Annotated in this window: 17 protein-coding genes and 1 tRNA gene; 6 read left to right on the top strand and 12 right to left on the bottom strand. The window is 75.4% G+C overall.

All coding sequences use genetic code 11. The annotated features are described in order from the left end of the window. Window positions 1-88: 88 nt before the first annotated feature. The gene (locus WDV06_RS16880) at window positions 89-1,327 is read right to left on the bottom strand and encodes an FAD-dependent oxidoreductase (RefSeq protein ID WP_395510566.1); all 1,239 of its coding nucleotides are present in this window, start codon (window positions 1,325-1,327) and stop codon (window positions 89-91) included. A 315-nt stretch (window positions 1,328-1,642) separates the two neighbouring features. Between WDV06_RS16880 and WDV06_RS16875 the strand changes: the two genes are divergently transcribed. The 3 genes from WDV06_RS16875 to WDV06_RS16865 all read left to right on the top strand — a co-directional run bounded on the left by WDV06_RS16875 (window position 1,643) and on the right by WDV06_RS16865 (window position 4,159). After that, the gene (locus tag WDV06_RS16875) at window positions 1,643-1,876 is read left to right on the top strand and encodes a hypothetical protein (protein ID WP_395510565.1); all 234 of its coding nucleotides are present in this window, start codon (window positions 1,643-1,645) and stop codon (window positions 1,874-1,876) included. A gap of 211 nt (window positions 1,877-2,087) precedes the next feature. Continuing rightward, window positions 2,088-3,563, top strand: a complete 1,476-nt coding sequence (locus tag WDV06_RS16870) for an MFS transporter (RefSeq protein ID WP_395510564.1) — start codon at window positions 2,088-2,090, stop codon at window positions 3,561-3,563. Beyond that, on the top strand, window positions 3,560-4,159 hold the full coding sequence (locus tag WDV06_RS16865) for a TetR/AcrR family transcriptional regulator (RefSeq protein WP_395510563.1): 600 nt from the start codon (window positions 3,560-3,562) through the stop codon (window positions 4,157-4,159). The genes WDV06_RS16870 and WDV06_RS16865 overlap by 4 nt, the downstream gene beginning before the upstream one ends. A 60-nt stretch (window positions 4,160-4,219) precedes the next feature. Here the strand turns inward: WDV06_RS16865 and WDV06_RS16860 are convergent, their stop codons facing one another. The 3 genes from WDV06_RS16860 to WDV06_RS16850 form a co-directional block, all read right to left on the bottom strand. After that, window positions 4,220-5,113: an Imm49 family immunity protein gene (locus tag WDV06_RS16860; RefSeq protein ID WP_395510562.1), complete on the bottom strand. Its 894-nt coding sequence runs from the start codon at window positions 5,111-5,113 to the stop codon at window positions 4,220-4,222. 82 nt (window positions 5,114-5,195) lie between these two features. Next, entirely contained in the window at window positions 5,196-6,533 is a 1,338-nt protein-coding gene (locus tag WDV06_RS16855; protein ID WP_395510561.1) for a M1 family metallopeptidase, read from the bottom strand. Window positions 6,534-6,607: 74 nt separating this feature from the next. Then, the gene (locus tag WDV06_RS16850) at window positions 6,608-10,564 is read right to left on the bottom strand and encodes a Pls/PosA family non-ribosomal peptide synthetase (RefSeq protein ID WP_395510560.1); all 3,957 of its coding nucleotides are present in this window, start codon (window positions 10,562-10,564) and stop codon (window positions 6,608-6,610) included. A 273-nt stretch (window positions 10,565-10,837) separates the two neighbouring features. On the opposite strand from WDV06_RS16850, the gene WDV06_RS16845 reads away from it, so the two are divergent. Beyond that, window positions 10,838-11,050 carry a hypothetical protein gene (locus WDV06_RS16845; RefSeq protein ID WP_395510559.1) on the top strand — a complete coding sequence of 71 codons (213 nt, stop codon included), beginning with the start codon at window positions 10,838-10,840 and terminating at the stop codon, window positions 11,048-11,050. Between the two features lie 11 nt (window positions 11,051-11,061). Here WDV06_RS16845 and WDV06_RS16840 read toward each other — a convergent pair whose 3' ends face one another. Further along, complete coding sequence (locus WDV06_RS16840) at window positions 11,062-11,565, bottom strand: metallophosphoesterase family protein (RefSeq protein WP_395510558.1); 504 nt, start codon at window positions 11,563-11,565, stop codon at window positions 11,062-11,064. 77 nt (window positions 11,566-11,642) lie between these two features. Beyond that, the gene (locus WDV06_RS16835) at window positions 11,643-12,095 is read right to left on the bottom strand and encodes a hypothetical protein (protein ID WP_395510557.1); all 453 of its coding nucleotides are present in this window, start codon (window positions 12,093-12,095) and stop codon (window positions 11,643-11,645) included. A 202-nt stretch (window positions 12,096-12,297) separates the two neighbouring features. Between WDV06_RS16835 and lepB the strand changes: the two genes are divergently transcribed. Next, complete coding sequence (gene lepB, locus WDV06_RS16830; protein WP_395510556.1) at window positions 12,298-12,957, top strand: signal peptidase I; 660 nt, start codon at window positions 12,298-12,300, stop codon at window positions 12,955-12,957. 17 nt (window positions 12,958-12,974) lie between these two features. Here lepB and WDV06_RS16825 read toward each other — a convergent pair whose 3' ends face one another. Beyond that, window positions 12,975-13,571 carry a TIGR03086 family metal-binding protein gene (locus tag WDV06_RS16825; protein ID WP_395510555.1) on the bottom strand — a complete coding sequence of 199 codons (597 nt, stop codon included), beginning with the start codon at window positions 13,569-13,571 and terminating at the stop codon, window positions 12,975-12,977. Window positions 13,572-13,734: 163 nt separating this feature from the next. Between WDV06_RS16825 and WDV06_RS16820 the strand changes: the two genes are divergently transcribed. Beyond that, a tRNA-Trp gene (locus WDV06_RS16820) sits at window positions 13,735-13,809 on the top strand. A gap of 24 nt (window positions 13,810-13,833) precedes the next feature. Here the strand turns inward: WDV06_RS16820 and WDV06_RS16815 are convergent. The 5 genes from WDV06_RS16815 to WDV06_RS16795 form a co-directional block, all read right to left on the bottom strand. Then, on the bottom strand, window positions 13,834-14,739 hold the full coding sequence (locus WDV06_RS16815) for an aldo/keto reductase (protein ID WP_395510554.1): 906 nt from the start codon (window positions 14,737-14,739) through the stop codon (window positions 13,834-13,836). A gap of 11 nt (window positions 14,740-14,750) precedes the next feature. Continuing rightward, the gene (locus WDV06_RS16810; protein WP_395510553.1) at window positions 14,751-15,683 is read right to left on the bottom strand and encodes an NAD-dependent epimerase/dehydratase family protein; all 933 of its coding nucleotides are present in this window, start codon (window positions 15,681-15,683) and stop codon (window positions 14,751-14,753) included. An 81-nt stretch (window positions 15,684-15,764) separates the two neighbouring features. Next, window positions 15,765-17,519, bottom strand: a complete 1,755-nt coding sequence (locus tag WDV06_RS16805; RefSeq protein ID WP_395510552.1) for a methyltransferase — start codon at window positions 17,517-17,519, stop codon at window positions 15,765-15,767. Window positions 17,520-17,604: 85 nt separating this feature from the next. Beyond that, on the bottom strand, window positions 17,605-18,816 hold the full coding sequence (locus tag WDV06_RS16800) for a 4-hydroxybenzoate 3-monooxygenase (protein WP_395510551.1): 1,212 nt from the start codon (window positions 18,814-18,816) through the stop codon (window positions 17,605-17,607). Window positions 18,817-19,070: 254 nt separating this feature from the next. Next, window positions 19,071-19,274 carry a hypothetical protein gene (locus WDV06_RS16795; RefSeq protein WP_395510550.1) on the bottom strand — a complete coding sequence of 68 codons (204 nt, stop codon included), beginning with the start codon at window positions 19,272-19,274 and terminating at the stop codon, window positions 19,071-19,073. Window positions 19,275-19,307: the final 33 nt, after the last annotated feature.

The raw sequence follows: 19,307 nt of genomic DNA, 5'->3' as shown, positions 1-19,307 counted from the left end.
CCGACACGGCCCTGTGGGGTGGGATGCCGATCATATCCAGCCAGTCCGAATAAACGGAGACCCTACTTCCACACCGCTGCTCGGAGGGTCACCGCAGGGACTCCTCGGGCGGCTTCTCGCGCAGGGCTCCGTATCCGATGAAGTAGGCGGGAACGCGATTGAGCCAGCGGGACTCCGTGACCAGTTCCGTCATCCGCTTGGCGCGGCGCGGGTCGCCGAAGGCGGTCCGGCCCGCCAGCAGGGGCTCGATGACCTGGGCGTGGGCCAGGCGTTGGAGGCCCTGCGTCGCCACCGTGGTGGGCCAGCGGCGCAGTTGGACCCGGCGCACGTCGTGCAGCCCCACGGTGCCTGCGCGCAGCGGGCGCACCAGGTGGCGGGCGGCGGCCACCGCGTCCTGGACGGCCAGGTTGATGCCGATGCCGAAGACGGGCGACATGGCGTGGGCGGCGTCACCGATGCACAGCAGTCCCGGCCGGTGCCAGCGGCGCAGCCGGTCGAGCCGTACGTCGAGGAGTTTGACCTCGTCCCAGGAGGTGAGGGAGCCGGTGCGGTCGGCCAGCCACGGCGCGGCCTGTGCGAAGCGGGTCAGGAAGCGCTCCAGCCCCTCGGCCCGGCGCTCGGCGTCGGTCCCCTTGGGGATGAGGGCCGCGCACTGCCAGTAGTCGCCCCGGTCGATGAGGGCGGTGAAGAAGCGGTCGCCGAGCGCGCCGACGAGCCCGCTGGGGTCGTCCTCGTGCCGCGGCAGGCGGAACCACCAGGCGTCCATGGGGCAGGCGAAGCCCTCCAGCCCGAGCTCCGGCAGGGCCCGGGCGAGCGAGCCGCGCCCGTCGCAGGCCACGGTGAGGGTGGCCCTCAGTTCACCGGTGCGGCCGTCGGCGGTGCGGTAGCGCACGCCCGTGACCCGTCCGCGCTCGACCAGGAAGGAGGTCGCCCCGGTGTCCACGCGCAGCCGGAAGGAGGGTTCCTTGCCCGCTTCGTCGGCCAGGAGGTCGAGGAGGTCCCACTGGGGCACCATCGCGATGTAGTTGTACGGGCCGTGCAGCGCCGCGAGGTTGCCGACCGTGACGAGGGACCGGTCCGGGCCGATGGGCAGCTGGACGGAGGACACCCGGCGCTGCGGCAGGGCGGCGAAGCGCTCGGCGAGCCCGATGTCGTCCAGGAGCGAGAGGGTCGACGGGTGCACGGTGTCGCCGCGGAAGTCCCGCAGGAAGTCACCGTGTTTCTCCAGCACCGTCACCTCGACCCCCGCGCGGGCCAGGAGCAGCCCCAGCACCATGCCGGCCGGCCCGCCTCCCACCACGCAGCACGTCGTGCGTTCCTGTTCCACAGCGGCACACCCCTTCACGGGAATTCGAGTGCTCGGTCGTGGGCCGCCGCCCGAAGTGACGACTCACAGGTAGGTGACTAGCATGGTCTGGGTAAGGCCGCCACCGTGGGAAGTCGGTATTCACCTGCGGGGACGCAGGCGGCCCGGTGAAAGAGCGATCCAGCCCCTGGGTCCGTGGCCCGAACGGCCACGTTGACGGCGGATTCGCCCCCGCACGTTGATCGGGTACAGGAAAACTCCGTGCTGTTGGCGAAAGGAGGCGCGCACCGTTTCGCGCCGTACGAACGGCGCAGTGACGAGAAGGGGTTCTCAACCATGCAAGCACTGAGAGTGAAGCGGCTCTTCGCGGCATCCGCGATCGGAGTCCTGCTGGCAGGCGGCGCCGCACTCGGCGCGGCGGGCACGGCCTCCGCGGCGGCGCCCACCCACGCGGTCGCCTATTCGAGCCACGGCGGTGGCTGGGACGACGACGACTACGGGTACGGCCACGGCCACGGCTGGTACGACGACGATGACGACTGGGGCGGAGGGTACGACGACTGCGGCTGACTGACCGGCCGATCGTCACGAGCGCTGTACGGGCCGCCGCACCGGCGGTCCGTACAGCGACGCCTCCGCACGGACGGGGGTGAGCGCGCCGCAGCGCGGGAACGGGGCGGCGGGACCGGGACGGGGACACAGGGGTGCACAGTCGTTTACCCTGAGGGGTGAACGATCGTGCACCCCCTAGGTGCCCGCTCTCCTCACCCTCTGGAGCAGCATGCCCGCCGCGATACCCCCCGCCTCGGGCGCCGCCCCCCGCGCCCGTCTCGTCGTTCCCGTCCTCGCCTTCTGCGGCATGGTCGTCGCCGTGATGCAGACGCTCGTGGTCCCGCTGCTGCCGCACGTCCCGGCGCTGACGGGCGCGAGCCCGGCGGCAGCCGGCTGGCTGGTGACGATCACCCTCCTCACCGGGGCCGTCTTCACACCGGTGCTCGGGCGCGTCGGGGACATGTACGGGAAGCGGCGGGTGCTGCTGGCCTCGCTCGGGGTCCTCACCCTCGGCTCGGTGCTCTGCGCCGTCAGCTCCCGCATCGGGGTGCTGATCACCGGCCGGGCCCTTCAGGGCGCCGCCCTGGCGGTGATCCCGCTGGGCATCAGCATCATCCGCGACGAGCTGCCCGCCGAGCGGGTGCTCCCCTCGATCGCCCTGATGAGCTCGACCCTCGGCATCGGCGCGGCCATCGGCCTGCCGGTCGCCGCGGTGGTCATGGAGAACTTCGACTGGCACACGATGTTCTGGGCCTCGGCCGCCCTCGGGCTGCTCGACCTGCTCCTGGTACTGCGGATCGTCCCGGAGTCCCCGGTGCGCTCCCCCGGCCGCTTCGACCTCCCGGGGACCATCGGCCTGGCGGGATGCCTCGTCGGACTGCTGCTGGCCATCACCCGGGGCGCGGACTGGGGCTGGACCTCCGGGCGCACGCTGGGCCTCCTCGGCGCGTCCGCGGCCGTGGGCCTGCTGTGGGGCCGCTACGAGCTGCGCGCCCGCTCCCCCATGGTGGACCTGCGGGTCTCGGCGCGCCCCGCGGTGCTGCTGACGAACGTCGCGGCCCTGCTGATCGGCTTCGCCTTCTACGCGAACTCCCTGGTCACGGGCCAGATGGTGCAGGAACCCACCAGCACCGGGTACGGGCTCGGCGCGTCCATCGTCGTCAGCGGCCTGTGCCTGCTGCCCGGGGGCCTGGCCATGGTCGCCCTCTCCCCCGTCTCCGCACGGATCTCCGCCGCGTACGGGCCCCGCACCGCCCTCGCGCTCGCCGCCGTCGTGATGGCCGTCGGCTACGTGGTGCGCTTCTACACCAGCCACAGCCTCTGGATGATCGTGGCCGGCGCGACCGTCGTCTCCTCGGGCACGGCGATCGCGTACTCGGCGCTGCCCGCCCTGGTCATGCGGGCGGTGCCGGTGGGCGAGACGGCGGCGGCCAACGGCCTGAACACCCTGATGCGTTCCGTCGGGCAGGCCTGCTGCAGCGCCGTCGTCGCCGCCGTGCTGGCCCATCTGACCTTCACGGCGGGCGGCCGCACGGCCCCGACCCTGCACGCCTACCTGCTGGTCTTCCTGATCGCCGCGGGGGCCGCGCTCGCCGCGCTCGCCGCCGCGCTGTTCCTCCCGTCGGACCGGCCGCGCGGGCGGGGTGCGCAGGACGGTACGGTCACGGTGTCCGCGTCCGCGACCGCCGCCCGGGAGAGCGCATGAGCACCACCGACGGACCCGCCCCCGCGCGGGCCGCCACCCCCGGGGCGGAGGCGGGCTCCGGGACCGGCCGGGACGCCATCGTGCGGGCCGCGCGGCGGGCGTTCACGCTGCGGCCGTACGCCGAGGTCACCCTGCGCGGCATCGCCGCCGACGCCGGGGTGAGCCCCTCGCTGATCGTGAAGCGGTTCGGCAGCAAGGAGGCCTTGTTCAACACGGTCGCCGACTTCGGCGCGGCCGCCGACGCCCTGTTCGCCGCACCGCCGCCGGAGCTCGGCCGGCACATGGTCCTGACGATGGTCGAGCTGCGGGACCGTTTCGGCGGGGACCCGCTGCTGCGGGTGGTGTTCTCCCTCGGCATCGAGGACGAGCGCACGCTGCTGCGGGCCCGATTCCGCGAGCAGGTCACCGACCGGCTGGCCGGCGCCCTGGCGGGACCGGACGCCCGGCTGCGGGCCGAGCTGATCGCCGGCCAGCTGCTGGGCCTGGGCGCCACCCTGAGCCTGCACCGCCCGGACGGTGCGGGTGCGCACGCGCGTCCGGAGCGGCTGGCCGACCTGTACGCGCCGGGGCTCCAGCGCCTCGTCGACGGCACCTGAGGGCGCCGCCCGCAGCCCGCGCCGGAGGGTTCCGGCCCGGAGCCGTCCGGCGCGGGTGCCTCAGGCCGCTTCGAAGCCGGTGACGAGGGCGAGCGGCAGGTAGTCCGTGTCCACGGCCGGCCGCCAGCCGTGCGTCCGGTACGCCAGCGCCGCCAGGGCCAGCGGCAGCAGCGGGAGAAGACTGCGCGGCCGGGTGACGGGGCCCGGCTGGGCGCTGTGGTGGGTCAGGAGCGCGGCCAGCTCGGAGTCGAAGGCCTCGCGGTCGCCGGCGGCCAGGGCGCGCAGGGCCCGCAGCCCCATGGCGTCCGGCCGGCCGAGGAGACCGTCCTGGCCCTCTTCGGCGGCCCGGGCGCCGATCCGCTCCAGCCCCGCGTCCAGGGCGGCGAGCCTCGCCCGGGCGCTCGGCGGATAGTCGTCGTCCTCGTTCCCGGTGTCCCCCGTCACCTGGGCCAGGAAGCCCTTGACGAGCTCGATGGCGGGGCTGCCGGGGGCGTTGCCGTCCCACTCCTGGCGGGCGAAGTGGAAGGCCTCCCCGTTCGCCGCGACCCGGTCGGTGAGGACCGCGAGGCAGAACGCGTCGTTCCACTCGGAGGGGCTGACCCCGTCCAATTCGTCGCGCTCGCCGCCGGGCCGGTAGCTCATCCCGAAGTTGACGTGGTCGAGGAAGACGCTGAAGGAGTCGTACGTGTGGTACGCCGCGTAGGCGACCGCGCCGGCGGCCGCCGCCGCCGCGTCCTGCAGGAAGGCCGCGGCCTGCGGGGTGTCGAGGGCGGGCGCCTTGACGGACAGCGCGCCCAGGTGGTCGAGGAGGTCCTCGGCGAGCAGCTGCCACTCGTACGTGGCCATCGGCCCGCCCCGCGACATCGTGCGGACCTGCGCCCCGAACCGGTCCTCGAAATCGTCCAGGGCCGCCGCAACGGCCGCTCCGTCCACCTGATGACGCTCTATCCGCACCACACCGCTCCTTGATCACCGACTTGCCCCCACCCTAGGGCCCGGGTCCGACAGCGGCCGGGGCGGGGCGGCGGACGGGCCGTCAGGTGCCGTGCGCGGGGCGGGGCAGCGGGGGGAGGGCCGGTTCGTCGAGCCAGGCCGCGCACAGGCCGTCCGTGGAGCCGGCCGCGTACCGGGCCGCGTGGGCGGTGAAGGCGGAGGTGGTCACCACGCCGTGCCGGTTCCGCGTCGCCCAGTCCCGCAGCATGCGGAAGAAGGCCTCCTCGCCCAGGGCGCAGCGCAGGGCGTGGACCGTGAGGCCGCCGCGCTCGTAGAGGCGGTCGTCGAACATCAGCTTGCGGCCCGGGTCGGACAGCCTCAGGTCCTGCGGCCGGGAGGCGAGAAGCCGGTGTGCGGCGGCCGCCAGCTCCTGGGCGGTGCGCCCGCCGGAGCGCTCCGACCAGAGCCATTCGGCGTACTTGGCGAAGCCCTCGTTGAGCCAGATGTGCCGCCAGTCCGCGATGGTCACGCTGTTGCCGAACCACTGGTGGGCGAGCTCGTGGGCGATGAGCCGTTCCGAACCGCGGGCGCCGTCCACGTGGTTGGCCCCGAACGTGGACAGGCCCTGCGCCTCCACCGGGACGTCCAGTTCCTCGTCGGCGACGACCACCGTGTACTCGCCGAAGGGGTAGGGGCCGAACAGTTCCTGGAACAGGCGCATCATGGCCGGCTGGCGGGCGAAGTCGTGGGTGAAGCGCGGCAGCAGGCGCGCGGGCACGTGGGCGGTCTGGGGGACTTCGCCGGGTCCGGCGCCGTCGACCGGCAGCGTCCGGTACGGGCCGACGGACAGGCCGACGAGGTAGCTGGAGGTGGGCGCGGGCTGTTCGTAGACCCAGGTGGTGGTGCTGGCCCGGGTGGTCCGCGTCAGGAGGCGGCCGCCGGCCGCGACGGTGTAGGCGGAGGGGGTGTTGAGGGAGATCTGGTAGGAGGCCTTGTCGGCGGGCCGGTCGTTGCACGGGTACCAGGAGGGGGCCCCGACCGGCTGGCTGGCGACCAGCGCGCCGTCGGTCAGCTCCTCCCAGCCGATGCCGCCCCAGGGGCTGCGGACCGGTTTGGGATTGCCCGACCAGTGCACCTCCACGGTGAACGCGGCGCCCGGGGGCAGCGGCCGGGCCGGCCGCACGCGGAGCCGGCCCGCGCGGTGGGTGTAGTGCGGGGCCCGGCCGTCGAGCAGGATCCGTCCCAGCCTGAAATCGGCGAGGTTGAGGTGGAACTCGGCCAGCGGCGCGGGTCCGGCGATCGCGCTGATCCGGGCACGGCCGGTGAGCCGGTTGGGGCCGGGCCGGTAGTCCAGGGCGAGTTCGTAGCGGTGCGCGCGGTAGCGCGGGTCGCCGTTCTCCGGGAAGTACGGGTCCGGTGCCGCTGTCTGCTGGCCGCTCACTGCCGTTTCCGCTCCCTGCGCCGTGCTCTTCCGGGGTGCCGGTGTGCCGGGCCGCGTCCGGCCGGGGCGCGGGTTCAGGAGCGCCACGCCTCGATCGGGTTGCCCAGCCAGCGGGTGTCGTCGGGGACGGACTCCCCGGCCATGACGAGGGAGGCGGGCCCCACCGTGCCGCGGGCTCCGATCGTGCTCCCGGGCAGGGCGATCCCGCCCGGGCCCAGGGTGGCGCCCTCGCGCAGCACCACAGTATCGGTCCGCAGGATCCGGTCGTGGAAGAGATGCGTCTGCAACACGCAGCCCCGGTTGACGCTGACGCCGTCGCCGAGCGCCACCAGGTCCGTCTCGGGCAGCCAGTGGCTCTCGCACCACACCCCGCGTCCGATCCGGGCGCCGAGTCCGCGCAGCCACAGCGTCAGCAGCGGGGTGCCGGGCACCGATCCGGCCAGCCACGGCACGGCCAGCACCTCGACGAAGGTGTCGGCGAGTTCGTTGCGCCACACGAAGGCGCTCCACAGCGGGTGCTCCCCCACCCGGTGGCGGCCCACGAGCAGCCATTTGGCGGCCACGGTGACCGCGCAGGCGGCCGCGCCGGCCGCCAGCAGGACCGCGCCGGACAGCAGGGCGGCTCCGCCGGGGCCCAGCCGGCCGGGCGCGGCCAGGGCGCACAGCGCGGCGGCCGTCAGGACCACCAGCGCCGCGGAGCAGAACACCGGGACGATCCGGCCGAGTTCGACCAGGCCGCGCGCCCACAGCAGCCGTGCGGGCGGGTCGTAGGTGCGGCTGTGGTCGGCGGCCGCCGCCGAGCGCGGCAGCCGCACGGGCGGCAGGCCCAGGTAGGAGCCGCCCTTCTTGGCCTTCTTGGGCGTGGCGGACAGCACGCCGACCAGTCCGTCGTCGGGCACCCGGCGGCCCGGGGCGGTCATGCCGGAGTTGCCGAGGAAGGCCCGGCGGCCGATCCGCGACGGCCCGATCCGCACCCAGCCGCCGCCGAGTTCGCAGGGGGCGGTGAGGGTGTCGTCGGCGAGGAACGCGCCGTCGCCGACGGTGGTGAGGCTGGGCAGCCCGAGGACGGTGGAGACCTCGGCGCGGCGGCCGACGCGCATGCCGAGCAGCCGCAGCCAGAAGGGGGTGGCCAGGGCGGCGTACAGCGGGAAGAGCGTGTCCCGGGCCAGGTCCATCAGCTGGGTGACCGCCCAGGCCTGCCAGCCGGTCCGGCTGTGCGTGGGATGGCTGCCCGGGCGCAGGCCCAGGCTGAGCACGCGCACGCCGGCCAGCACCAGCAGGGCGTACGCGAGCCCGTAGGTGAGCGCCCCGGGCACCACCGCGAGCAGCGCGCCGCGCAGGGCCGGGCCGGGGCCCGCGCCGGCGGGTACGAACCGGGCGGCCACGAGCAGGGCGGGCAGGGCGGCGAGCAGTGGAAGGGCCGTCAGGCCCACGCCGGTCGCCCCGTACATCGCGCGCCACAGCAGCGGGCGCGGGGGGCGCCGGCGGGGCCATTCGTGTTTGGCCCGGCCGAGTTTGGCGGCGGGTGCGCCGGCCCACCGCTGGCCGGTCGGAACGTGGCCGACGACGGCGGAACCGGGGGCCACCTCGGCCCGCTTGCCGACCCGCGCGCCGGGGAAGAGCAGGCTGCGGGTGCCGACGACGGCGCCCGCGCCGACCCGGACCGGGCCGATCACGAGCTGGTCCCCGTCCAGCCAGTGCCCGCAGAGGTCCACCTCGGCCTCGACGGCGCAGCCGCGGCCGAGCCGGAGCATGCCGGTCACCGGCGGGAGGGAGTGCAGGTCCACGTCGGGGCCGACCCGGGCGCCGAGGGCCCGGGCGTAGCGTTCCAGCCAGGCGCCGGTGAGGGAGGTCGCGCCGGCGCACTCGGCGAGCCGTTCGGCGGTCCACAGCCTGAGGTGCACCCCGCCCCCGCGCGGATGGCGTCCGGCCGCCACCCCGCGCAGCAGCAGGCGGGCGCCGCCCGCCGCGATCGCGAGGCGGCCGGGCGGGCTCAGCAGCAGCACCGCCCCGGCGGCGACCAGCCACCAGGAGACGGCCGGCGCCCACGGGTAGGGCCCGAACCGGTGCAGTACGTTGCCCAGCGCGAACAGCACCACCGTGCGGCGCAGGCCGGCCACGGTGAACAGCGGGAGCAGCAGCAGCGTCTGGAGGACGCGGGAGCGGAGCGGCACCGGGGTGACGGTCCGGGGCGCCTCGTCCTCCCGTACGGTTTTCTCCAGCCTCCGGGCCAGTTTGCGCAGGACGGGCTGCTGGTAGACGTCGAGGACGGCCGCGCCCGGGTAGCGGGTGCGCAGCAGGGTGGCCAGCCGGGCGGCGGCGAGGCTGCCGCCGCCGATCGCGAAGAAGTCGTCGTCGGGGCCGGTGACGGGCACGCCCAAGGCCTCGCTCCACTGGGCGGCGAGCCAGGCTTCCGTGCCGTGCAGCGGTTCGGCGGGCCCGGGGTGTGCGGCTCCGGGCAGCGGCCAGGGCAGGGCGTCGCGGTCCACCTTGCCGGAGGTGCGGGTCGGGAGGGAGTCGACGGGGGCGAGCAGCGGGACGAGCGGGGCGGGCAGTTCGGCGCGCAGCCGGGCGAGGGCCGCCGCGTGGTCCCAGCCGTCCTGGGCGACGAGGTAGCCGACGAGGAGCTGGTTGCCTCCGCGTGCGGTGCGCACGGCGGCGGCCGCGCCGCAGACGCCGGGCAGGGCCTGGAGCGCGGCGTCGACCTCGCCGAGTTCGATGCGGCGTCCGCCGAGCTTGACCTGTTCGTCGCCGCGGCCGAGGAAGACCAGGCCTTCGGGTTCCGCGCGGACGAGGTCGCCGCTGCGGTAGGCGCGCGGCCAGCCGAGGGACGGGAGAGGGGCGTACTTCTCGGCGTCCTTGGCGGGGTCGAGGTAGCGGGCGAGGCCGACGCCGCCGATGACGAGCTGGCCGCTGCCGCCCATGGGCACGGGCTCGTCCGACTCGTCCACCACGACGAGCTCCCACCCGTTGAGCGGGAGGCCGATGCGGACGGGTTCCTCTCCGGTCAGGAGCGAGGCGCAGGCGACGACGGTGGCTTCGGTGGGGCCGTAGGTGTTCCAGACCTCGCGGCCCTCGGTGACCAGGCGCCGGCTCAGCTCGGGCGGGCAGGCCTCGCCGCCGAAGACGAGCAGCCGTACCTCGTCGAGGTGCTCGGGTTCCCAGAGCGCCGCCAGGGTGGGGACGGTGGAGACGACGGTGATCTCCTGGTCCACCAGCCAGGGGCCGAGGTCGGCGCCGGCGCGCACCTGCGCCCGCGGGACGGGTACGAGGCAGGCCCCGTGGCGCCAGGCGAGCCACATCTCCTCGCAGGAGGCGTCGAAGGCGACGGACAGGCCGGCCATCACCCGGTCGCCGGGGCCGATCGGCTCGTCGGCGAGGAAGAGCGCGGCCTCGGCGTCGACGAAGGCGGCGGCGCTGCGGTGGCTGACGGCGACGCCCTTGGGCCTTCCGGTGGAGCCGGAGGTGAAGATGATCCAGGCGTCGTCCTCGGGTGCGGGCGGTGCGGAGCGGACCCGTTCGCGGGCGCGGGGGCCGGTGACCTCGATGCCGGGGCCGGCGCCCAGGACGGCCCGGACCCCTGCCTCGGCGAAGACGAGCCGGGCGCGTTCGTCGGGGTCCTCGGCGTCGACCGGTACGTAGGCGGCGCCGGCGGCGAGCACGGCGAGGACGGACGCGTACAGGTCGTTCGTCCCGGACGGCACCCGTACGCCGACCCGGTCGCCGGGTCCGATGCCGCAGGCGGCGAGGACGCGCCGGCGGCGTTCGACCTCGGCGGCCAGGGCCCGGTAGGTCAGGCGCGCGGTGCCGTCGTCGAGGGCGGGTTCGTCGGGGTGGGCGCGGACGGTGGCGGCGAAGACGTCGACGAGGGTGCGGGGCGGGGCGGGGGGCCCGGCGGAGAACCGGGCGGACTTGCCGGGTGCCTCGTCGGGGGCGTGGGGGTGTGCGCGGGGCTCGCCGCCGCCCCCTCCGCCCTCCCCCGCCCCGTCGTCGAGCAGTTCGAGTTCTCCGCGCCCTGGTGTGATTGCCATCGGCCCTCGCGTCTCGTTCCCGGAAGCGTCCGGAGCGCCGGAGCGAGCGTGGGCCGGGATCTGCCCCGGTCGTCACGTTCCGGCGCCGGACGGCCCCTCAGCGTAGTGCGACGGCGGGGAGATTCCGGTCGAAGCGCCGCGCCCGGCCGGATCACGCCGCTCTTCGGGTGGTGGCCGGACGTGTCGGCCGACGGCGCCGGTACGGGTTCGCGATGCTGGGCCGGGCGCGGCAGCAGGGCGACGGCCCTCCCGCACGGCGACAAGGAGAACGGCATGCCGACGGACTCGGTCGGACGCTTTCTGACGGCTCTGGACCCCGCGCACCGGGAGGCCGTGACGGCCCGGCCGCGCGCGGAGCAGGAGCGTCTCGCGGCGGCCTGGGAGGAGGAGCTGGGGGCGGACGACGAGCTCGACACCCTGGACGAGCTGTCCCCGCCCGCGGCCGAGGCGGAGGCGGCCCGCCGGGTCATGGAGCGCGAGTCCTGACCGCTCCGGGGTCAGGGCCGGTCGGGCAGGCGGTGCAGGACGGGGTCGCCCAGCACGCCGTCGACGGCGGTCAGGGTCAGGAAGGTGTGGTGCGGCCGGCGTCTGCGGTCGGTGGGTGAGCCGGGGTTGAGCAGGCGCAGCCCGCCGGGGGCCGTGGAGTCCCACGGGATGTGGCTGTGGCCGAACACCAGGACGTCGGTGTCGGGGAAGCGGGCGGCGCAGCGCCGCTCGCGCCCGGCGGCCGGGCCGGTCTCGTGGACGACCGCGAAGCGCACACCTTCGAGCTCCGCGCGGGCGATCTCGGGGAGCCGGTCGCGCAGGGCGGGGCCGTCGTTGTTGCCGTAGACGGCGATCAGGCGGCGTGACCTCGATTCCAGCAGGTCGAGGGTGGCCTCGTCGGTCCAGTCGCCCGCGTGGACGACCGCGTCGGCCTCGTCGACGGCCGCCAGCAGCACCTCGGGGAGCCGCTTGGCCCGCGCCGGGACGTGGGTGTCCGAGGTCAGCAGGATCCGCACGGTTCCACCGTACGCGGGGCGCGGCCGGGCACGCGCCGACGGCGGTGTCCGCCGGCGCGTGCACGGTGCCGGGGCCGTCAGCAGGTGAGGGTGACCTCGTGGACGACGGGCCTGGCCGTCCAGGGGAACGAGGCCACGCCGAAGGCGGCGCGGACGGTCGACCCGCAGGGGGCGGAGGCGGACTGCCCGCGCACCTCGACGGTGGAGGAGGTGAAGACGACCGGCAGGTCCCGGGTGACGGGCACGCCGCTGCCGACGACCTCGACGGAGAGGGTCGTGAACAGCTGCTTGGGCGTGGGGGCGGGGCTGCCCGGGGAGGGCGGGCCGGCGAGGGCGACGGTGCCGTAGAACGCGACGGTGGTGCCGGTGACTTCGGCGCACACCCTGGTGGCCAGGCCCGCCTGGAGCCCGGAGGCGCCGCAGGAGGTGACGGTCTCGGCGGGGGCGGGCGGCGTGGCCGCGAGGGCGGGGGTGGCCGTGAGGACGGCCAGGCCCGCGGCGCCGGCGGCCAGAAGGGCTGAGCGGTTCATCGGTGTTCTCTCTCTCGTCGTGACCGTTCGGTATGTCATGTGATATTTCACATGACATACGACGTAGAAGTGATCACGAGCTGAACCGTTCCCTCCCGGCCGGTGACACCTCTGCCGCACCCCATAGGGTTTCGGCCACATGACGGCGCGAAGGGAGAGCAGGGTGCGCAGGCGGGGACGGGGATGGGGAATCGCGGCGCTCGTGACGCTGACGGCCGGAGTGCCGATGGCCGCCGGGGGCGCACTGGCGCCCCGGCTGCTGTACCGCGCGGCGTCGTACTCGGGGGCCGCCATGGCGCCCACCTACGCCCGGGGCGACCTGCTGCTGTTCCGCCAGGACCCGGCAGGGGTCCGGCGCGGGGACGTGGTGCTGGTGGCGGCGGGGGCCTGGGATGACGGCGAGGACCCCGGCGGCCCGGTCGTCGAGCGGGTCGTGGCCGTGGGCGGCGACACGATCGCCTGCCAGCCGGGCGCCGCACGCCTCACCCTCAACGGCGAGCCGCTGGACGAGCCGTACGTGAAGGACGGCGCCCCGACGGCCGGCAGTCACGAGCCGTTCTCCGTGACCGTCCCGCAGGGACGGGTCTTCCTGCTGGGCGACAACCGCGCCAACGCCCGGGACTCCCGCTACCGCATGCGGGCGGCGCCGGGCGGCACCGCCCCGGTCGCCCGGGTCCGGGGAGTGGCCCTCCCGCGCGGGGAGGCCCTGCGCACCGCCTCCCTCTTCGGGGCGCTGCTGATCGCCGGCGCCCTGTCCCTGCTCGCCTCCGCGGTGCTCGGTGCCGTCTGGCTGGTGGTCCGGCGCCGGCCGGCCCCGTGGGAACCCGTACCGGTGTCACCGGCGTGGCCGCCGAACTCCTGACCGCCGGGCAACACCCCCTACGGCTTCCAGCCCGGGTCGCGTCCGCTCAGGGCCAGGGTCCGGTCCAGCAGCGGGGCGCCGTCGCCGTCCGGCAGCGGGACGACCGGCCCGAAGACGCCCTGGCCGGCGCCCGCCTCCTGGGCGGCCGCCAGCAGGAAGGCGTGGGAGGCGTGCAGCGCGGGGGTGTCGGGTGCGTACTCCTGGCCGGTGGCACGGGCCAGGTCCCAGCCGTGCACGACCAGTTCGTCCGCCGCCACGGCCGCCGCGACGGCGCCGGGCAGGTCGACGCCGCCCGCCCGGGTCATTCCGGTCCAGGCGGACGGGTCCCGCCAGGCCTCGGCCAGCTCACCGAGCGCCCGCGGGATCCGCTCGCGCCAGTCGGCGGGCAGCGGCGGCGCGGCCGCGCCCGGGGGCGTGTCGGTCGTGGGGCCGAGGTCCTTGCGGGCGGCGTCACGGAAGGCGACGGCCAGCCCGGCGAGGTGCCCCAGCAGGTCCCCGACGGCGTACCCGGGACACGGCGTACGTCCGCCGAGCCCGCCCCCGGGCACACGGGAGACGAGGCGGGCCACGACGGCCGCCTGCGGTCCGAGATCGAAAGCCGTGCTGCCGGTCATCTGGTGCTCCCTCCGCAACGATCGGGTCCTGCACGGTAGACCGGCGGGAGCCGCGGAACTCATCGGACATGCCCGGGCCTCCCCACCGCTCGCCGGCTCGGCGGGACGCCCCGGTCCCGCGGGCGGCGGCCGAACGGGCGGCCCGCATAGGATGCGGGCGGGCGGGGCCGTAGCGCAGAGGTCGTCGCGCGCGGTCTCCACAACCGTGAGGACGCCGGTTCGAATCCGGTCGGCCCCGCCCGGGCCCTTCCGCCGGCCCCTCTCATACCGCCCGGGGGGCCGGCGCAGCGTCGAGAAGGGCCAGTTCGGCGTCGGTCAGGTGGAGGTGCGCGGCGCGGGCCGAGTCCGTGATCGAGGCCGGGCGGCTGGCTCCCGGCAGGGGGATGACGGACGGGGAACGGGCGAGCAGCCAGGCCAGCGTGACCTGCTGCGGGCTGACGCCGCGTTCGGCCGCCACCCGGTGGAAGGCGGTGCCCGAGGAGGTCGGGCCGGAGGGGCCGTCCAGGGCGCTGCGGGAGATGCCGCCGAGGGGGCTCCAGGGAAGGAAGGCCAGGCCCAGTCCGGTGCTCAGGCGCAGCTGCGGTTCGCTGTCGCGGACGGCGGGTGAGTACTGGTTCTGGACGGAGGCGAGGCCGTCGCCGAGGATCGCGTGCGCCTGGCGGATCTGGTCGGTGGTGACGTTGGAGATGCCGGCGGCGCGGATCGTGCCGGCATCGAGGAGTTCGCGCAGGGCGCCGACCGACTCCGCCCAGGGGACGGCCGGGTCCGGCTTGTGCAGCTGGTACAGGCCGATCGCGTCGACGCCCAGCCGCCGCGCGGAGGCTTCGGCGGCGCGCCTGAGGTGGGCGGGGCTGCCGGTGACGGTCCAGCTGCCGTCGCCGGGGCGGCCCCTGCCGCCCTTCGTGGCGATCAGGACGCCGGAGGTGTCGCCTCCGTAGCGGGCCAGGGCGCGGGCGATGAGCCGTTCGTTGTGGCCCTCTTCGCCGGCGTGCCAGTGGTAGCTGTCGGCGGTGTCGATGAGTGTGACCCCGGCGTCGAGGGCGGCGTGGACGGTGGCGATCGCCCGGCTCTCGTCCGGGCGGTGCTCGATCGACAGCGGCATGGCGCCGAGGCCGACGGCGCCGACCGTGGTGTGCGCGAGGGTGCGGTACGGGGAGGGGTGGGACATGTGCGTGGTCCTCAGTGGGTGGGTGCGGCGAGGGCTTCGGTGACGGCGGCCGGGAGCCAGTCGGCGGTGTGCCGGAAGGCGAAGCCCAGGTCCTTCGCGCGGGCGTTGCTCATCGCGTAGTGGCGGTCGAAGGAGAACGGCGACGCCGGCGCGGGCGCGGCGGCCACCGCGAAGAGCGGCTCCCCACCGGTCTGCGCGGCGACGGCGGCGGTGAGGGCGCGCCCGTCGAGCGGGCCGTCGGAGCAGGCGTTGAGGGGGCCCGCGAAGTCCGTTCCGGTGGCCGCCCAGTGCAGCAGGGCCGCGAGTTCCGCGTAGTGGATGAAGACCGTGGGCCGCTCGTCGGGGCGGACGGTGACCGGTTCGCCGCGGGCGACGCGCCGCGTGTAGTGGGCGAGGCGTCCGGTGAACTCGCGGGCGCCGCCGCCGAGTACGTGGCCACTGCGGACGGAGGCGAAGGTGAAACCGCCGGCCCGGGTGAGGACGGCCTCCGCCTGGCGCTTGCCCTCGGCGTAGTGGTCCTCCAGGTACGCCGCGTCCTGCCAGGGCAGGTCCGGGTCCACCGGCCAGGCGGCCGGGTCCACGGTCTCCTCCGGCACCGGGGTGCCGGCCGTGAGGGACGGCAGGGCGGCGGTGGCCGGGTCGTAGACCTCGATGGTGGAGGTCATGACGTACCGGCGGGTACGGCCGGCGAAGACGCGGGCGGCGATGGCCGCCTGCACGGGGGTGTAGCAGACCTGGTCGACGACCACGTCGAAGGTGCGGGGGCCGAGGGCGGCGAGGAGGGCGGCCTCGTCGTCACGATCGGCGACGAGGTGCTCGACGCCGGCGGGCGGCCGGCCGGAGCCGCGGTTGATCACCGTGACCTGGTGGCCGGCCTCCCGCAGACGCCGGACCAGGAGCTTTCCGAAGTACCGGCTTCCGCCGATGACGCAGATCCTTTGCATGCCCTCACTCTGGCGGGCCAGGCGTCATCAGCAGAAGTGACCTGTTGGTGAAGCGGTGTTAAGGAGAACTGTCGACCGGGGTCAGGTCCGGGGCGGGCACGGGACGGGCGTCTTGCGGGCGTGCAGGACGTGCGCGTCCAGCGGCAGGGGCGTGTGGCCGTGGAGGTGGAGGCCCGCGTCGGCGAGCAGGCGGGCGTAGTGGTCGGCGCGGCGTTCGCGCCCTCCGACGTTGCACAGCATGTGCAGGTCCCAGGCGGTCGCCAGCGAGGGGGAACCGTCCGCGGGCAGGAGGCGTTCGACGATCAGCAGGTCGGCGTGGTCGGGCATCGCGCGGGCGCAGTGGCGCAGGATTTCGCGGCAGCGGTCGTCGTCCCAGTCGTGCAGGACGCGGGCCAGGACGTAGACGTCGCCTCCGGACGGTACGTCGGCGAAGTCGCCGGCGCGGTAGTCGCAGCGCGTGCCGCAGCCGGCGGCGTCGAGCAGGCGGCGGGCGGTGGCGACGGCGTGCGGGCGTTCGAGGAGGACGCCGCGCAGAGCCGGGTGGGCGGTGAGGACCTGCCGGAGCAGTTCCCCGTTTCCTCCGGCGACGTCGACGACCGTGGCGGGCGCGGACGCCCGGGCCGCGGCGGTGAGCGCGGGGTGGGCCGGGAGCGGCTCGAACATGCGGGAACTGGCGGCCATGGAGCGGTCGAAGAGGTCGGCGAGCTCGGGGTCGCGGGCGAAGTGGTCGAAGTGGTTCTCGCCGAAGAGGTGGTCGAAGGCCGGGCGCCCGGTCCGTACGGCGTGGTCGAGCGCGCCGAAGGAACGGTAGAACGGGCCGCCGTACATCAGGGCCAGCGGGCGCATGGAAGCGGGCGCGTCCTCGCGCAGCAGGGCGCCGAGTGCGGTGAGGCGGAACCCTTCCCGCGGGGGCTCCTCCCGGCTCACGGCGCCGAGCATCGCGAGGCAGCGCAGGAGGGTGGCCAGGCCGCGGGGGTGGGTGCCGGTCCGGCGGGCGAGGTCCTCGGCGCGGTGCGCGGTGCGCGTGTCCATGGCTTCGGGCAGGCGCAGCCGGGCGAAGGAGGCGAGGGCCTGGGTGCTCCAGGCGCCGGTGAGCAGGTGGAGGAGCGTTTCGGCGGGCGGGCGGGCGGAGGGGCGGGAGTACCGGCCGGGGTCGTCGAGGTGGGCGGCGAGGGCGTCGCGGTGGTCGCCGTGCGCGTAGAGCTCCAGCCGCCGGTAGCCGCAGGCCTCGTCCGCGGGGGTGGTGAAGTAGAAGACGGTGCCGTCCTCGTGCGGGTTGTAGCCGCCGCCGTCGGGGTGTGCCCCGTGGCGGGCGAGGATCGCGCACAGGCCGCGCAGGACCAGCGGGTCCGGGTGGTCCACCTCGAAGGCGAGGTGCGCCTCGTGGCCGCGGGTGCGTTCGTGGGCGGCGATCCGCTCCAGGTCCGAATGCGGGGGCACGGTCAGGGCGAAGATCTCCACGGCGCGGCGTTCCCCGCCGGCTGCGCCGCTCACCTGTGGGCGCAGGATCCGCACGTCGAGTTCGGCCGGCTCTCGCCGGTGGCGCCGGGCGAGGCGTTCGCGGACGACGACGCTGGGCTGGGGCGGGGTGTCCACGGCCAGCCCGCAGTCGGCGAGTTGGGCCCGCAGGCTCTCCTCGTCCGGCGGGAAGAGGAGCGTTCCGGCATGGGCGAAGCGGCAGTGGCCGGCCAGCGCCCGCAGGTCCGGCCCGTCGATGCCGGGCAGGAGCAGGGGGAGCAGGGAGGCGCTGTCGTGCTCGCGGACGAACTCGGCCGCCGCGCGCAGGCGGGCGGTGTCGTCCCGCAGCATCGTTTCGTCGAGGAGCGTCGTCGTCATCGTGGGGGTGTCCTCAGGAGCCGGTGGGGATCGGTGCAAGCAGGGCGGGGCGGGGTGCGGCGGAGCGGGGGCGCGGTGGGAGGGGTCAGACGCCGGCGTAGTTCTCGGCGAACCAGTCCTGGAGGACGCGCGAGGTCCGCAGCGAGGCGATCCGGGAGCGGCGCAGGCCGGCCTGGAAGGACGATCCTCCCGCCCCGTCGGGTTCGGGCGCGCAGTGCAGGAGCCGGCACATCCACCCGGTGAACTCCTGCGCCCTCCAGATGTGCGCCAGGCACCGGTCCGAGTATCCGTCGAGGCCGGTGGTGTCACCGCGGGTGAGGGCGTCGGCGAGCGCTCCGGCCAGGATCTCGGCTTCGAGCACGGCGAGGTTGGCGCCCTTGGCGGCGGCCGGCGCGAGCAGGGCGGCCGCGTCGCCCGCCAGGAAGAGCGAGCCGTGCCGCAGGGGCTCGATCACGTCGCAGGTGAGGTCGAAGAGCCCGCGTTCCAGGAGCGCGCCCCGGTGCAGGGGGCCGTGCTCGGCGGCGCCCATCCGGAGGTCGAGCTCGTCCCAGATCCGCTGGTCGGACCAGGCGTCGGCGGTGGTGCCGCGCCGCCACTGGAGGTAGTAGCGGGTCACCTCCGCGGTACGGGCCATGTGCCCGGCGAAGCCGCGTTCGTGGAGGGCGTAGCCGACGGCGTCCAGGCTCGGCGGGGCCTGGGCGAGGAGGCCGAGCCAGGTCACGCCGTGGTCGTGGTGGTGGCGGACGGTTCCCGGGGGCAGGCAGCGGCGGGCCGCCCCGTACCGCCCGTCGCAGCCGGCGACGTAGCGGGCCGTCCACCGGGCGGGCCGGCCGTCGGGCCCGGACGCCGTGACGGACGGCCGGGTGCCGTCGGCGTCGTGCACGGTGTGCGCCTCGGTGTCGAAGTGGATCCGTCCGCCGCGGTCGAGATAGTGGCGCAGGAGGTCGGTGACCAGGTTCTGCTGCGGGTAGACGTGGTGCGGTCCGCCGCCGAGGGTGCCGTAGTCGAGCCGGAACCGGCCCTCCGGCGTACGGAACTCGCAGGTGCCGTGCCGGCGGCCGTGCCGGTGCAGGCCGTCGGCGAGGCCGTGGCGTTCCAGGATCCGTGCGGTGCCGGGGGTGAGGAACCCGGCACGGGCGCGGTCACGGAGACGGGAACGGGAGGCGCGTTCCAGGACGACGCAGTCGATCCCGGCGCCGAGCAGGAGGTTTCCGAGGACGAGCCCGGCCGGACCGGCACCGAGGACGACCACGTCGGTTGACGCGCGTAACGCGTGGGATGGATGGCTTTCCGTCATAGCGGGTGAAGCATAAGCACGCGAAGATCGACGAAACTATGCCAGCCATCCCTTAGCGGGAATAGAGTGACAATCACCCTGGACGAGCCGGGCCCGTACTGGCGGGGCCGGCGGCACTCGGCCCGGGCCCACCGGTGGTACGCGCCGGGCGCACGAACGCGGTCACGCGCTCCCGCCCGCGCGGGCGGCCCGGCCGCGTCCGCCCCGCACGGCGGGGACGGGCGGCGGCCCTGCGCCCGCGAAAGGGGCCCCGATCACGCGCAGGTGTCCGTATAGCCGCCGTCGGGAGGGGTGGGGCCCAGGTCGGCACGGATCGTGACGAGTACCTCGTCCTCGCCCCCCGCACGCCGGGGCAGGCCGCCACCGCTCGTGGGGAACAGGGCGGAGATCCGCTCGGCCGCCTTGAGGGCCGCCGGCTCCAGGCCCCGGATCTCGATCGTGATCACATTCGCACTCATGCCGAAGGGGAGGGGGCGACGCCCCGTCCGGTT

The organism is Streptomyces racemochromogenes (assembly GCF_044129415.1).
In the GTDB taxonomy this organism is placed as follows: domain Bacteria; phylum Actinomycetota; class Actinomycetes; order Streptomycetales; family Streptomycetaceae; genus Streptomyces; species Streptomyces racemochromogenes_A.
The sequence above is the reverse complement of the archived record's forward strand: the minus strand, read 5'-3'. Positions and strand labels throughout refer to the sequence as shown.

Bases quoted from the DNA above. Each gene is read 5' to 3' on its own strand.
- WDV06_RS16800 (WP_395510551.1), bottom strand. From the start codon at position 18,816: ATGACGGAAAGCCATCCATCCCACGCGTTACGCGCGTCAACCGACGTG.
- WDV06_RS16865 (WP_395510563.1), top strand. From the start codon at position 3,560: ATGAGCACCACCGACGGACCCGCCCCCGCGCGGGCCGCCACCCCCGGG.
- WDV06_RS16835 (WP_395510557.1), bottom strand. From the start codon at position 12,095: ATGAACCGCTCAGCCCTTCTGGCCGCCGGCGCCGCGGGCCTGGCCGTC.
- WDV06_RS16870 (WP_395510564.1), top strand. From the start codon at position 2,088: ATGCCCGCCGCGATACCCCCCGCCTCGGGCGCCGCCCCCCGCGCCCGT.
- WDV06_RS16845 (WP_395510559.1), top strand. From the start codon at position 10,838: ATGCCGACGGACTCGGTCGGACGCTTTCTGACGGCTCTGGACCCCGCG.
- WDV06_RS16805 (WP_395510552.1), bottom strand. From the start codon at position 17,519: ATGACGACGACGCTCCTCGACGAAACGATGCTGCGGGACGACACCGCC.
- WDV06_RS16810 (WP_395510553.1), bottom strand. From the start codon at position 15,683: ATGCAAAGGATCTGCGTCATCGGCGGAAGCCGGTACTTCGGAAAGCTC.
- WDV06_RS16850 (WP_395510560.1), bottom strand. From the start codon at position 10,564: ATGGCAATCACACCAGGGCGCGGAGAACTCGAACTGCTCGACGACGGG.
- WDV06_RS16795 (WP_395510550.1), bottom strand. From the start codon at position 19,274: ATGAGTGCGAATGTGATCACGATCGAGATCCGGGGCCTGGAGCCGGCG.
- WDV06_RS16825 (WP_395510555.1), bottom strand. From the start codon at position 13,571: ATGACCGGCAGCACGGCTTTCGATCTCGGACCGCAGGCGGCCGTCGTG.
- WDV06_RS16875 (WP_395510565.1), top strand. From the start codon at position 1,643: ATGCAAGCACTGAGAGTGAAGCGGCTCTTCGCGGCATCCGCGATCGGA.
- WDV06_RS16815 (WP_395510554.1), bottom strand. From the start codon at position 14,739: ATGTCCCACCCCTCCCCGTACCGCACCCTCGCGCACACCACGGTCGGC.